This window comes from Amycolatopsis sp. NPDC051373 (genome assembly GCF_040689465.1).
GTDB lineage: Bacteria > Actinomycetota > Actinomycetes > Mycobacteriales > Pseudonocardiaceae > Amycolatopsis.
The window spans coordinates 59,049-71,419 of the sequence record NZ_JBFBAE010000034.1; the positions used below are offsets into that span (position 1 = coordinate 59,049).

Annotated in this window: 12 protein-coding genes, 1 tRNA gene and 1 pseudogene; 7 read left to right on the forward strand and 7 right to left on the reverse strand. The window is 70.4% G+C overall.

Going from position 1 to position 12,371, the window contains the following annotated elements; translation table 11 throughout:
• The first annotated feature begins 10 nt into the window (after window positions 1-10).
• On the forward strand, window positions 11-652 hold the full coding sequence (locus tag AB0383_RS42755; protein WP_364181983.1) for a TetR family transcriptional regulator: 642 nt from the start codon (window positions 11-13) through the stop codon (window positions 650-652).
• Window positions 653-787: 135 nt separating this feature from the next.
• The gene (locus tag AB0383_RS42760) at window positions 788-1,627 is read left to right on the forward strand and encodes an ATP-dependent Clp protease proteolytic subunit (RefSeq protein ID WP_364181980.1); all 840 of its coding nucleotides are present in this window, start codon (window positions 788-790) and stop codon (window positions 1,625-1,627) included.
• Between the two features lie 23 nt (window positions 1,628-1,650).
• Here AB0383_RS42760 and AB0383_RS42765 read toward each other — a convergent pair whose 3' ends face one another.
• From AB0383_RS42765 to AB0383_RS42785, 5 genes are all read right to left on the reverse strand, one after another.
• Entirely contained in the window at window positions 1,651-2,505 is an 855-nt protein-coding gene (locus tag AB0383_RS42765) for a TIGR03621 family F420-dependent LLM class oxidoreductase (RefSeq protein WP_364181977.1), read from the reverse strand.
• Window positions 2,506-2,602: 97 nt separating this feature from the next.
• Window positions 2,603-3,583 carry a ribose-phosphate diphosphokinase gene (locus tag AB0383_RS42770; RefSeq protein WP_220244310.1) on the reverse strand — a complete coding sequence of 327 codons (981 nt, stop codon included), beginning with the start codon at window positions 3,581-3,583 and terminating at the stop codon, window positions 2,603-2,605.
• Window positions 3,580-5,073, reverse strand: coding sequence for a bifunctional UDP-N-acetylglucosamine diphosphorylase/glucosamine-1-phosphate N-acetyltransferase GlmU (glmU, locus tag AB0383_RS42775; RefSeq protein WP_364181974.1), 1,494 nt, complete (start codon window positions 5,071-5,073; stop codon window positions 3,580-3,582). Before glmU ends, AB0383_RS42770 begins: the two co-directional genes overlap by 4 nt.
• A gap of 48 nt (window positions 5,074-5,121) precedes the next feature.
• Entirely contained in the window at window positions 5,122-6,816 is a 1,695-nt protein-coding gene (locus tag AB0383_RS42780; RefSeq protein ID WP_364181972.1) for a GGDEF domain-containing protein, read from the reverse strand.
• A gap of 108 nt (window positions 6,817-6,924) precedes the next feature.
• Window positions 6,925-6,996, reverse strand: a tRNA-Gln gene (locus AB0383_RS42785).
• A 206-nt stretch (window positions 6,997-7,202) separates the two neighbouring features.
• Here AB0383_RS42785 and AB0383_RS42790 point away from each other — a divergent pair.
• On the forward strand, window positions 7,203-8,165 hold the full coding sequence (locus AB0383_RS42790; RefSeq protein ID WP_364181969.1) for an acyl-CoA desaturase: 963 nt from the start codon (window positions 7,203-7,205) through the stop codon (window positions 8,163-8,165).
• A gap of 132 nt (window positions 8,166-8,297) precedes the next feature.
• Here AB0383_RS42790 and AB0383_RS42795 read toward each other — a convergent pair.
• Window positions 8,298-8,684: pseudogene (locus AB0383_RS42795) on the reverse strand (HIT domain-containing protein); the annotation flags it as partial.
• Complete coding sequence (locus tag AB0383_RS42800) at window positions 8,597-9,505, reverse strand: LysR family transcriptional regulator (RefSeq protein WP_364181967.1); 909 nt, start codon at window positions 9,503-9,505, stop codon at window positions 8,597-8,599. The gene AB0383_RS42800 and the pseudogene AB0383_RS42795, both read right to left, overlap by 88 nt.
• A gap of 80 nt (window positions 9,506-9,585) precedes the next feature.
• On the opposite strand from AB0383_RS42800, the gene AB0383_RS42805 reads away from it, so the two are divergent.
• The 4 genes from AB0383_RS42805 (at window position 9,586) to AB0383_RS42820 (ending at window position 12,311) form a co-directional block, all read left to right on the forward strand.
• Window positions 9,586-10,410, forward strand: a complete 825-nt coding sequence (locus AB0383_RS42805) for an oxidoreductase (protein ID WP_364181965.1) — start codon at window positions 9,586-9,588, stop codon at window positions 10,408-10,410.
• Window positions 10,411-10,551: 141 nt separating this feature from the next.
• Window positions 10,552-11,325: a zinc-binding alcohol dehydrogenase family protein gene (locus AB0383_RS42810; RefSeq protein ID WP_364181963.1), complete on the forward strand. Its 774-nt coding sequence runs from the start codon at window positions 10,552-10,554 to the stop codon at window positions 11,323-11,325.
• On the forward strand, window positions 11,322-11,618 hold the full coding sequence (locus tag AB0383_RS42815; RefSeq protein WP_366190266.1) for a hypothetical protein: 297 nt from the start codon (window positions 11,322-11,324) through the stop codon (window positions 11,616-11,618). The genes AB0383_RS42810 and AB0383_RS42815 overlap by 4 nt, the downstream gene beginning before the upstream one ends.
• Before the next feature lie 102 nt (window positions 11,619-11,720).
• On the forward strand, window positions 11,721-12,311 hold the full coding sequence (locus tag AB0383_RS42820; RefSeq protein ID WP_220247130.1) for a TetR/AcrR family transcriptional regulator: 591 nt from the start codon (window positions 11,721-11,723) through the stop codon (window positions 12,309-12,311).
• Window positions 12,312-12,371: the final 60 nt, after the last annotated feature.

Consider the following 12,371-nt stretch of genomic DNA (forward strand, 5'->3'; position numbering starts at 1 on the left):
ATTCACTCCGATGCCCGCACCGGGCCGCACGCGGCCGACGCGCGCTGAAACGCGCCGGCGCGTCCTCGACGCGGCGTTCCGAGTCTTCGGCGACCAAGGCATCGAGGCTTCGAAGCTGACCGAGGTCGCCGCCGCCGCCGGACTGACGAAGGGCGCGGTCTACTCCAGCTTCGCGTCGAAGGACGAGCTCGTGCTCGCGTTGATGGAAGAACACGCGGCGCACCGGCTTTCCGCCAGCCTCGAGAGCTTCGCCTCCGCCGGCACCGGCGCGGCCGGGCTCGCGGACATCGCGGCGGTGTTGATGCACGAAATGCGCACGGACGCGGTGTGGCACCGGCTGTTGGCGGAGTTCTTCGCCCTGGCGCACCACGACGCTGACCGCCGGCTTGCGTTGCGCGACCGTCGCCGCGCTGTCCGGCGGACGATCGCGGCCGCGCTGGAGCGCTTGGCTTCGGGGTTCGGCTTCTCCTTGCCGTTGCCGGCCGAAGAGTTCGCGGTGATCCTGCTGGCACTGAGCAACGGCCTGGCCGTGGAAGGGGACATCGACGAGGAAGCCGTCCCGGAGGGCCTGCTGGGCCGGGTCCTGACGTTGATCGCCGGCGACGCGGTGGCTGCCGTGCGTTCCGCGGCGGAAAGCGTGGCGGGGGACTGAATACCGCGTCAGCCGGCTGCGTTGCCCGGGACCGCTCCCGAAACGCACGGTTACCGTCGCGCGCATGACTGAACCGCTCGGAAGCCACGCCACTGATCGCGAACCGCCGTGCACTCGACGGCGCGAGGTCCGGCTGTGACGCGCCGCGATGACGTGGCTCGGCGGCTGCGCGGGATTCTCCGGCCCGCCACCGGAGCCGTGCGGGCGCAGCGGGACCTGGGTGACGAGCTGGCTTCCGAATCCGCGGCCGCCGCCGGGAGGGCGGGCGGAACTGGCGAAGAGCCCGGCCGCCGCGACATCGACGAGACCGAGGGAGGCATTGCCTCCCGCTATGTTTCGGGCCCCTCCGACGTCCGACACCCCGGTTCCGCTGGGCACCCGGCGTCGGCAGATCATGCCGGCCACAGCGAGCGAGAGCCGGCCGGCGGATCCCCCAGCCTCGACCTCAGTGCGCACGCCGAACAGCTGCTGCGAAAGCGCATCGTCGTGCTGAGCGCCGAGATCGACGACGCGATCGCCAACACGATCACCGCGCAGCTGCTGCTCCTCGAGGACGCGGACGCGACTGCCGACATCACCTTTTTCATCAACTCGCCCGGTGGCTCCGTCACGGCCGGCATGGCCATCCTCGACACGATGAACCTCGTCAAGCCGGACGTCGCCACCTGCGCTATGGGGCTGGCCGCCGGGATGGCACAGCTGCTCGTGTCGTGCGGCACTCCCGGCAAACGGTCCGCCATCCCGCAGGCCCTGATCGCGTTGAGCCTTCCTCAGCTCCAGCCGGATCCGTCGCCGGTGCGGCTCGCTCTGCTCGACAAGTGGACCAGCGAAGTCGTGGGGTTGATCGCCGCCGGCAGCGGCCAACCCGTCGAGCGAGTTCGCGCGGATGCCGAGCGGCGGCGGCGATTCACCGCGGCCGAGGCGGTGGAGTACGGCTTGGTCGACCGGGTGACGCAGAACCGCGCACGGGGGTGATCGAGCGGTGGATCACCGGGTGGTCAACGGCCGCGCAACCGAGCGACCACCGGCGCCAGCGTCTCCATCATCGAGTCGAACACGGTGATGTACGAAAACCCGTACCGTTCCCGGCGCTCGACGAGCTGAGTGACGATTTCGTCGACCGTCCCGAGCAACAGCTGCGGAGCTTCGAGGAGCTCGTCGACGCCGGGTTCCGGGTCTGTCAACGCCTGCCATTCCGCGGCGGCGGCGCGGCGATCGTCGGTCACGACCACCCGCTGGACCAGCAGGTTGTACTCGATTTCCCGACCTCCCGCGAGTGACCGGAAGTACGCCACCCGCGCATCCATCGTCGAAGCCGGATCCAGCACGAACGTCCCCGGCGGCTTGCCCGGCGCCTGGCGCAGACCAGCGAAGCCCACGATGTCCGCATCGGACGCGGCCAGCGACAGCACCCCGTCGCTGTTGCCCGCGATCAGCAGCGGCGGAAGATCCGCGCCGAGCCGAGAACGCAGCTCGGCCAAGCCGTCACGCAGGTAAGCGATCCGATCGGCAGCTTTCAGCCACGGCAACCCGGCCTCGTCGAACTCCGACTTCATGTGGCCCGAACCCAGCCCCAGCTCCAGCCGCCCACCGGTCAGGACCCAGGTGTTCGCCACATCTCGCGCGAACAAAGCCACGTTGTAGAACGGCAGGTTCGACACCAACGTCCCCACCCGCGGTCGAGAAGTGGCAGCCGCCGCGGCCACCAGCGCGGGAAACGGCGCGGGGCGACCGGCGCCCAGGTGGTCGGGCACGCTGATCGCGTCGTACCCGAGCTCCTCGGCCCGCCGGCACAAGCCGACGAACGACGAATCGACAGTCCGCAGACTGACACCGAACTTGAAGTTCCCCATGACGCACGAACCTAGCCGCGCCACGCCAGGCGGCACACACAGTTTCGCCGCCGGCGGACCGAAATCCACCGACGGCGAAAAGGAAAACTCAAAACTCTCAGGCAGCCCCGTCGAACAACGAAGTCACCGAGCCATCCTCGAACACCTGCTGAATCGCCTCCGCCAGCATCGGCGCGATCGACAGCACCGTCAGCCCCGGGAACCGCTTCTCGTCGGGGATCGGCAGGGAGTTCGTCACGATGACCTCCCGCGCCTTACACTGCGAAAGCCGCTCGGTCGCCGGGTCCGACAAGATCCCGTGCGTCGTGGCGATGACGACGTCCGCGGCACCTTCCTCGATCAAAGCCTCCGTGGCCTTCACGATCGTGCCGCCGGTGTCGATCATGTCGTCGATCAGCACGCAGAGCTTGCCCTGCACCTTGCCGACCACGCGGTTGGCCACGGCCTGGTTCGGCTTGTCCGGGTCGCGCGTCTTGTGGATGAACGCGATCGGCCGGTCGCCCAGCTGCTGCGCCCACTTCTCCGCCAGCCGCACGCGGCCCGAGTCGGGCGAAACGACCGTGATGTCGGCATCGCCGTAAGTCGCCTTGATGTGGTCGGCGAGGACGGACTGCGCCATCAGGTGGTCGACCGGACCGTCGAAGAAGCCCTGGATCTGGGCGGTGTGCAGGTCGACGGTCATGATCCGGTCGGCGCCCGCGGTCTTGAACAGGTCGGCGATGAGCCGGGCCGAGATCGGCTCGCGGCCCTTGTGCTTCTTGTCCTGCCGCGCGTACGGGTAGAACGGCATGACCACGGTGATCCGCTTGGCGGAGGCGCGCTTGAGCGCGTCCACCATGATCAGCTGCTCCATCACGTACTCGTTGATGGGCGTCGTGTGCGCCTGGATCACGAAAGCGTCGGTGCCGCGGACGGACTCCTCGAACCGCACGAACAGCTCACCGTTGGCGAACGTGTGCGCGGTCTGCGGGGTGATCGTCACATTGAGGTGCTTGGCGACCTCTTCCGCGAGCTCCTGGTGCGCACGGCCGGAGAAGAGCATCAGATTCTTCTTCGGCGTACCTTGCTTCGGACTCATGCTGGCGACTCCCCGTCGTTTCCTGCTTCCGACACGGACACGGCGGTGTCCTCACTCGCGGCGAGGGCGGCTTCCGCCGCTTCCGCCGCCGGCGTGCCCGGCCTGCGCCGGACCGCCCAGCCCTCGACGTTGCGCTGCGGCCCCGCCGAGAGCGCAAGTGCACCAGGCGGCACGTCGTCCCGGATCACCGCACCCGCTCCACTGTAAGCGCCGTCACCGATCCGCACCGGCGCGACGAGCGTGTTGTCGGCACCGAGTCGCACGTAGGAGCCCACGACGGTGTGGTGCTTGTTCACGCCGTCGTAGTTCACGAAGACGCTGGAGCAGCCGATGTTGCTGTAGTCGCCGACGGTCGCGTCGCCTACGTAGGTGAGGTGCGGAACCTTCGTGCCGGTGCCGATCTGCGCGTTCTTCGTCTCCACGAACGCGCCCAGCTTGCCCTTCGCGCCCAGCTTGGTGCCAGGCCGCAGGTAGGTGTACGGGCCGACGTTCACGCCGTCGCCCAGCTCGGACTCGTCGGCGTGCACGCGGACCACGGACGCGCCGGCCCCGACCGTCACCGAAGTCAGCGTTGTGTCCGGGCCGACCACGGAGCCCTCGCCGACCGACGTGGTGCCCTTGAGCTGCGTGTTCGGCTCCAGCAGCACGTCGCGCGCGAGCGTCACATCCGCTTCGATCCACGTGGTGTTCGGGTCGGTCACGGTCACGCCCTCGCGCTGCCAGCGGCGCACGATCCGGCGGTTGTACTCCGCGCCCAGCGTCGCCAGCTGCACGCGGTCGTTCACGCCCTCGGTGACCCACGGGTCGTCGACCACCAGCGCACCGACGCCCTTGCCGTCGTGGTGGGCGATGCCCAGCACGTCGGTGAGGTACAGCTCGCCCTGCGCGTTGTCCGTCGACAGCCGAGCGAGACCGTCGGTGAGCACCGCGGCGTCGAACGCGTAGACGCCCGAGTTGATCTCCGTGATCTCGTGCTGCGTCGGCGTCGCGTCCTTGTGCTCGACGATCGACTGGACCACGCCGGCGCCGTCGCGCACGATCCGGCCGTAGCCGGCCGGGTTGGCGACCACGGCGGTGAGCACCGTGACCGCGTTGCCCGAGCCGGTGTGCTCGGCCAGCAGCGCGGCGAGGGTCTCGGTGTCGAGCAGCGGCACGTCGCCGTAGCTCACGAGCACGGTGCCGGTGAGGCCGGCGGGCAGCTCGTGCAGCGCGCACGACACGGCGTGGCCGGTGCCCTTCTGCTCGGCCTGCACGGCGGTGGTCACCTCGCGGCCCAGCACCCCGCCGACGCGCGCCAGCTCGGCGCTGACGGCTTCGCGGCCGTGGCCGATCACCACCACCAGGTGTTCGGGGTTCAGACCGGCCGCGGCGCGGACGGCGTGTTCCACCAAGGGGCGCCCGGCGATCGGGTGCAGCACCTTCGGGGTGGACGAACGCATGCGGGTGCCCTCACCCGCGGCGAGGATCAGCGTGCTCAGCGGGCCGCTCAACGAGACTCCCAACAACGATTTACCGGCTCGTTCCGACGGGCAACGATCCTACGTGGGCTCCTCGGCGCCCCACGAGGGGTCGGCCGGGATGCTCTCCGCGGGCCAGCTCGCGCCGGCGTCGCCCGCCATCGAATTCGCGGAGGCGACCTGGTTGCCCCCACCGCGTTTTGCTTCGTACATCGCCGCGTCCGCGCGCGCGAGCACCTGCTCGGCCCGCTCCTGCGGCCGCAGCGACACCAGCCCGATGGACAGAGTGACGCCGTGCGAAAGGTGGTGTGGCAGCTCTGCCACCGACTTCACTGCGCGCCCCAGCGCCATCTTCGCGGCCGACGCGGGCGCGCCCGGCAGCAGGACGATGAACTCGTCCCCGCCGTAGCGCGCGACGACGTCGTCGCCGCGCAGGGCGTCACGCAGTGTGCTCGCGACGACGCGGAGCACGTTGTCTCCTTCGGCGTGCGACTGCTTGTCGTTCACGCCCTTGAACCCGTCGAGGTCCACGAGGCCGACGGCGAGCGGCTGCGCGTCGGCCGACGACGCGAGCGCGCGCAGGCGTTCGTCGAGCGCGCGGCGGTTGGGCAGGCCGGTGAGCGGGTCCTGCAGCGCCTGCTGCGTGATCGCACCGTGTTCGGCCGACAGCCGTTCGTGCTCGCGGCGCGCGTTGAGCGTGGCGATCTGCGACTCGCGCAGCGTCCACATCTCGGCCTCGAGCGTGGTCGCGTAGTCGATCAGCGAATTGCCAGCGCCCGACGCGTAGTCCGGCGTGGTGTCGAGCCGCGCGAGCTCGCGGGCGATGTTGAGGCGCATCGACGGCTGGGAGATGTCCTCGGACATCGCCTTGCGCGTCTCGCGCAGCACGTCGAGCGCTTCTTCGCGGCGCCCGGCGCGATCGAGGCAACGCGCGAGCGCGATGGCGACGATCTCCTGCTCGTGCGGGAAGTGGTGACCGCGCTGCATCTGCTTGAGCCGGTCCACGTGCTCCGAGGCCGGGTTGTGCAGCGCGAGCGCGGAAGCGAGCACACCCACCTGGTCCACGGCGGAGACGCCGGGCTTGCGCGGGAACAACGACTCGGCGAACGGGCCCTCGGCCGCCACCGCCATCGACGCGGCGGTGCGGAACTTCTCGGCCGCCTCGTCGTACTGCTCGATGCGCTCCAGCCGCAGGCCCCAGCCCACCAGCATTTTCACGCGGTTCATCAGCTGCAGCGTGATCTCGTGGGGGCTCGCGCTCTCGCGGATCGCCTGGTGGGCGCGACTGATGACCTCTTCGGCCGCCTCGTACACGCCGAGCTGGTTGAGCACGATCCAGCAGTCGATGAGCGCCATTGACTGCATGCGGTTCCAGTTGCGCACGCCGACCTGGCGGTCGGGGATCGTGGAGTCGTCGAGGATCGCGAGCGCGCGGGCGATCTCGGTGAGCGCGGCGTCTTCCTGCGCGGCCAGCACCAGCCGGCGTCCGCGCAACGCGTGCGCGTCGGCGCGCAGCAGCGACAGGCCGTGGCGGCGGGTGTGGGCGAGCATCTCGTCGAGCCGCGGCTCCGCTTCGGCGGCCAGCCCACGCGTGACCAGGCGGGCGAACGCCGACGCGCGCAGCAACTGCGCGACCAGCGTCGGTTCACCGCGGCGCAGCGTTTCCTCGAGCAGCCCGTCCATGATCTCGACGATCTCGAGCTGCTTGTCGAACTCCTGCCGCTGGACGGCGGCGATCAGCTCACGCGCGCGGCCGACCAGCCACGCGTCGGACATCTCGACGAGGGTCGGACGCCGGGCGGTTCCGGGGTCGATCGCTTCATCGCTCAGCCGCCCCACACCCCCATCGCTTCGCTGTCTCGGCTCGGGTTGGTCACATGCCTGCTCCGCCGCCAGGATTCGAACCTGAACTGTCAGAACCAAAATCTGAAGTGCTGCCGATTACACTACGGCGGATCGATCCTGGTCAGGATAGCGATGATCGGCGACAGTGGTGGCGGGAGGGTGAAGCGCCCGCTTCCGGGGTACCTCACCGGTTGAACCGCGCCGGAGCGGAACGGACGTTTCGGGCCTCCCCAGGGCTCGAAACCTCCTGTACCGTAACTTACGGCATCGTAGGTTAGGTCACCCTTCGCAGGGGCTCGTAGGAAGAAGTGAACTGTATGACGGCCACCCTCGACCGTTCCCAGCCAGCTGGAGAGCAACCGGCCCCGAAGGGCCCCAAGCCGATCGTCGAAGGTCAGCGCGGCATCGGCGTGCAGCTTTCCGTGTACTTCGGCGTGCTCGCGCCGCTGGTGGCCCTGCTGGTCGCCGTCCCGTTCGCCTGGGGCTGGGGACTGACCTGGGTCGACGTCGCGCTGTTCGTGGTGTTCTACGGCGTCAGCGGCCTCGGCATCACCGTCGCGTACCACCGGTACTTCACCCACGGGTCGTTCAAGGCGAAGCCGTGGCTGCGTGTGGTGATGGCCATCGCCGGCAGCATCGCCCTGCAGGGCCCCGTGATCACCTGGGTGGCCGACCACCGTCGTCACCACGCGTTTTCCGACCGCGACGGCGACCCCCACTCGCCGTGGATGTTCGGCACCTCGCCGGCCGCCATCGCCCGCGGTTTCTGGCACGCGCACATGGGCTGGCTGTTCGAGCGTGACACGAGCAACCAGGCCCGCTTCGCGCCAGACCTGGTGAAGGACTCCGCCATCCGGAAGGTCGACGACCTGTTCTGGCTCTGGGCGCTCCTGTCGCTGACGCTGCCGGCGCTGTTGGGCGGTCTGATCTCGTGGTCGTTCTGGGGTGCGCTCACCGCGTTCTTCTGGGCCGGCCTCGTGCGCATCTGCGTGCTGCACCACGTGACCTGGTCTGTGAACTCCATCTGCCACATGATCGGCGAACGCCCCTTCGCGGCGCGTGACCGCTCGGCCAACTTCTGGCCGCTGGCGATCTTCTCCTTCGGCGAGTCGTGGCACAACCTGCACCACGCCGACCCGACCTCGGCCCGCCACGGCGTGAAGCGCGGCCAGATCGACATGTCGGCCCGCCTGATCTGGATGTTCGAGAAGTTCGGCTGGGTGCACGACGTGCGCTGGCCGACTCCGCAACGGCTGGCGCGGATCGCTTCCGAGGGCTGAGTCTTTCTGTTTTCCTCTGCGGACCACCGGTTTTCGGTGGTCCGCTTCTCTTTGAGGACGTCCGCGAGCCGCTCGTGTTCGTCGCCGGTCGCGCGGCGGCGTGAGCGGTCCGCCCGGCCACCGCGGGACCACGTGAACGTGCAGGTGCGGCACGCTCTGGCCCGAGCCGGGCCTGCCGGCGTTGAGGACGTCCACACCGGTTGCGCCCAGGGCGCGCGTCATCGCGTCGCCGACGCGGCGCACCAGGCTGATGGTGTGGTGCGGCGCGGCGTCGGATGCGTCGAGGACGCCGACGCGATGCTCCGGCGGCGCCACGAGCGCATGGCCCGGCGCGAGTGGACGCTCCGGCAGCGGTGCGGAGGCGGCGGCGTGCGGTTCGCGGACGAGCCAGGTCGCCGCGCCGGTCTTGAGCAGAGCGCAGAACACGCCGGTCACTGCTCGTCCTCGGTCGATTGGGTGGCCAGCCGGGCGGCGCGGGCGTACCCGTGGACCAGCGGGCGGGTGTCGTCCTTGCGCCATGCCAGCGCGAGGCGGCTGGGGGACACGCCGCGCAATGGGAGGGCGACGACGTCGCCGCGGGTGAGCAGGGGCGCGTTGCCGGCGGCGATGAGGCAGACGCCGCGGCCGTCGACGAGCGCCTCGTAGGTTTCGTCCGCGCTGCTGATCTCCGCGCCGATCACGGGGGCGCGGCCGCCGCGGGCTTCGGGGGCGAGCCAGTAGTCGCGCAGCGGGCCAGCGTCGGCGGGCAGGGCGAGGAACGGTTCGTCGAGCAGGTCGGTGAAGTCCACTGTGGACTGCCCGGCGAGCGGGTGGGCGGCGGACATCGCGACCAGCCGGGGTTCCTCGGCGACCACGACCCAGCTGTAGCGTTCGGCGCCCGGCACCGGGAGCCAGACGAAGGCGACGTCGGTGGAGCCGTCGGCGAGCCCCGCCGTGGAGTCGTGCCAGCCGACCTGGCGCAGCGTGAGCCGGGCGTGGGGGTGCTCGTCGGTGAACCTCGACCGGATCGCGGGCAGCATGCCGCCGCGGCCGGGGCTCGTGCTCATACCGACGACGAGCGTGCCGCGTTTCTCGGCCTTCGCCTGCGTGACGGCGTCGTGCGCCGCGTCCCACTCCGCGAGCACCCGGCGGGCGTGCGGCAGCAAGGCCTCGCCCACCGGTGTCAACCGGACCTCGCGGCGGTCGCGATCGAACAACGGGGCCCCGAGCTGGCGTTCGAGCATGCGGATCTGCTTGCTCAGCGCGGGCTGGGAGACGTAGAGCCGCTCGGCCGCGCGCGTGAAGTGGAGCTCTTCGGCGGCCGTGACGAAGTACCGCAGATCGCGGCCGTGCACGTCCATAGCCAATGGTTATCGCAGCAGGTCTTGGACCCGCGAGCGATTTTCGCCCAGAGTCGGTGGCAGCGAAAGGGGCTCAGGACATGAACAAGGTTTGGCTGATCACCGGCGCGAACAGCGGCTTCGGCCGCGCGCTCACCGAGGCCGCGGTGGCGGCCGGCGACGTGGTGGTCGCGGCGGCGCGGCGCACCGAAACGCTCGCCGACGTCGTCGCCGCGCACCCGGACCAGGTGGAGGCGGTGGCGCTCGACGTCACGGACCTCGCGGCGGTCGACGTGGTCGTCGCGTCGGTGATCGCGCGGCACGGCCGGCTCGACGTGCTGGTGAACAACGCCGGCCGCAGCCACGTCGGCGCGTTCGAGGAGACCACCGACTCGGAGCTGCGGTCGCTGTTCGACGTGCACGTCTTCGGCCCCGCGGCCCTCGTGCGCGCAGTGCTGCCGTACATGCGCGAGCGACGTTCCGGCGCGATCGTGCAGATGAGCAGCATGGGCGGGCAGCTGTCGTTCGCGGGGTTCTCCGCCTACAGCGGCACGAAGTTCGCGTTGGAGGGGCTGTCCGAGGGGCTCGCAGACGAGGTGGGCCGCCTGGGGATCAAGGTGCTGATCGTGGAGCCGGGCGCGTTTCGCACCGGCCTGTGGGGCAGCACGACCCGCAGCGGCGAGATCGACGACTACGCCGAGTCGGTCGGCCCGACGCGCCGCCTCGTCGTCGACGCCGACGGCACGCAGGCCGGCGACCCCGCCAAGGCCGCCGCCGCGATCCTCACCGCGCTCGACGCCCCCGACACCCCGCTGCGCCTGGCCCTCGGCGCGGACGCCGTCGACGCCATCGGCGGCCACCTCGACCAGGTGCGCGCCGATCTGACGGCCTGGGAGGGCCACGCGCGCGACACCGCGTTCGCCTGAGCGCGCCGCGTCTTCGCCGGCGGCTCGTGTCGTGCCCGGACCATGCGGATTACGCACACCCGGGTTGACTGATCTTCGCTTCCGACATGGCTCCGAGTGGTCCTACTGTTCGGGAAAGTGCTTGAGCAGAAGGGCTTTCCCGTGCGCGCAGCGACTCTGACCGCTTTCGGTTCCCCGCTCGTCGTCGGCGAGGTGCCCGATCCGCCGGACGGCGAAGTGCTCGTCGAGGTCCTCGCGACGATCGTGCCCCCGTACGCCGCCGAAGTGTTCAGCGGTGAACGGCGGTATCCGCTCGAACCGCCGGTGGTGCCCGGCATCGGGGGGATCGGGCGGGTTCGACGCGCCGGGGCGGACGCGACCAAACTGACTCCGGGTGACCTCGTGTGGTGCGATTCGACCGTTCGCGCCCGCGACGACGCCCTCACCCCCGACATCACGCTGCAGGGCTGGAGCTCCCGCGGAGAAGGCGGCGCGCGCCTGTCGCGGTACTTCCACGACGGCGCGTTCGCCGAGCTCATGCGCGTGCCCACTGAAAACGTCCATCCGCTGCCCGCCGGCGTGGATCCCGTGCGGTGGGCAGTGCTGGGCGTGCACGTGATCCCGTATGGCGGCCTGCTCGCGGGTGGGCTCGCGGCCGGAGAGACGGTGCTGGTCAGCGGCGCGACCGGCAACCTGGGCAGCTGCGCGGTGGCCGTGGCCCTGGCGATGGGAGCCGGCCTCGTCGTGGCGCCGGGCCGCAACCGGGCGGTGCTCGACCTGCTGGCCGAGCGGTTCGGCCCGCGCGTGCGGCCGGTCGAGCTCTGCGGCGACGCTGACACGGACCGTGCCGCGATGCGTGCGAACGGTCCCGTCGACCTGGTGCTCGACCTCCTCCCGCCGCGGGCCTCGGCGTCCGTCGCCCGCGCCGCCGCGTGACCGTGCGCGAACACGGCCGTGTGGTGCTGATGGGCGGTGTCGGCATGCTCGGTGGCGCGGATCTGTCCCTGCCGTACCCGTGGCTGATGCGGAACTCGGTGACGGTGCGGGGCCAGTGGATGTACCCGCGCGCGGCCAACGTCGGGATCATCCGCCTCGTCGCGTCGGGTGCGCTCGACCTGGCACCGGAGCGGGTGACGCGGTTCGGGTTGGCCGAGGTCGACAAGGCTGTCGCGCACGCCGCCGCTTCGGGCGGCACCTTCTCCCGAACGGTGCTCACTCCGATGGCGTGACACCCGGCGGCTACCCTGCTGCGCATGGCGGGGAGACGAAGGGCGAAGCGCGAAGCAGCGGTCACCGGCGCGCGACCGGCGGCGCCGGTGACGCGCGTCCGCATGACGGGCAGCGAGCGCCGGCAGCAGCTGCTCCTCGTCGCGCGCGCGTTGTTCGCGGAGAAGGGCTTCGACGGCACGTCGGTGGAAGAGATCGCCTCCCGCGCGAACGTCTCGAAGCCCGTGGTCTACGAACACTTCGGTGGCAAGGAAGGCATCTACGCGGTCGTCGTGGACCGCGAAACTCAGCTCCTGCTCGACCGCATGGTCAACACCCTCCACGGCGGCCACCCGCGCGTCATGCTCGAACAAGCGGCGATCGCCCTGCTCAGCTACGTCGAGGACTCCCACGACGGCTTCCGCATCCTCGTCCGCGACTCCCCGGTGGCCAGCTCCACGGGCACCTTCTCCACCGTCCTGAACGACATCGCGGGCCAGGTCGAACACATCCTCGCCCAGCAATTCGCGGCGCGCGGGTACGAGGAGAAGCTGTCGGCGCTGTACGCGCAGGCCTTGGTGGGGATGGTGGCGCTGACGGGCCAATGGTGGCTGGACGCGCGCAAGCCGAAGCGGGATGAGGTGGCGGCGCATCTGGTGAACTTGGCTTGGAATGGGTTGTCGCATTTGGAGCACAAGCCGAGGTTGCTGGGCTGAGCCGGGGACTTGTCCCGGTGTCAGCGGGTACCGACGGGCGGACCCCACTGGTGCCGAGCT

Excerpts from the sequence above, each read along its gene's own strand:
- AB0383_RS42800 (WP_364181967.1), bottom strand. The coding sequence starts at position 9,505 with ATGGACGTGCACGGCCGCGATCTGCGGTACTTCGTCACGGCCGCCGAA.
- AB0383_RS42765 (WP_364181977.1), bottom strand. The coding sequence starts at position 2,505 with ATGGGGAACTTCAAGTTCGGTGTCAGTCTGCGGACTGTCGATTCGTCG.
- AB0383_RS42820 (WP_220247130.1), top strand. The coding sequence starts at position 11,721 with ATGACGGGCAGCGAGCGCCGGCAGCAGCTGCTCCTCGTCGCGCGCGCG.
- AB0383_RS42755 (WP_364181983.1), top strand. The coding sequence starts at position 11 with ATGCCCGCACCGGGCCGCACGCGGCCGACGCGCGCTGAAACGCGCCGG.
- AB0383_RS42790 (WP_364181969.1), top strand. The coding sequence starts at position 7,203 with ATGACGGCCACCCTCGACCGTTCCCAGCCAGCTGGAGAGCAACCGGCC.
- AB0383_RS42780 (WP_364181972.1), bottom strand. The coding sequence starts at position 6,816 with ATGTCCGACGCGTGGCTGGTCGGCCGCGCGCGTGAGCTGATCGCCGCC.
- AB0383_RS42805 (WP_364181965.1), top strand. The coding sequence starts at position 9,586 with ATGAACAAGGTTTGGCTGATCACCGGCGCGAACAGCGGCTTCGGCCGC.
- AB0383_RS42770 (WP_220244310.1), bottom strand. The coding sequence starts at position 3,583 with ATGAGTCCGAAGCAAGGTACGCCGAAGAAGAATCTGATGCTCTTCTCC.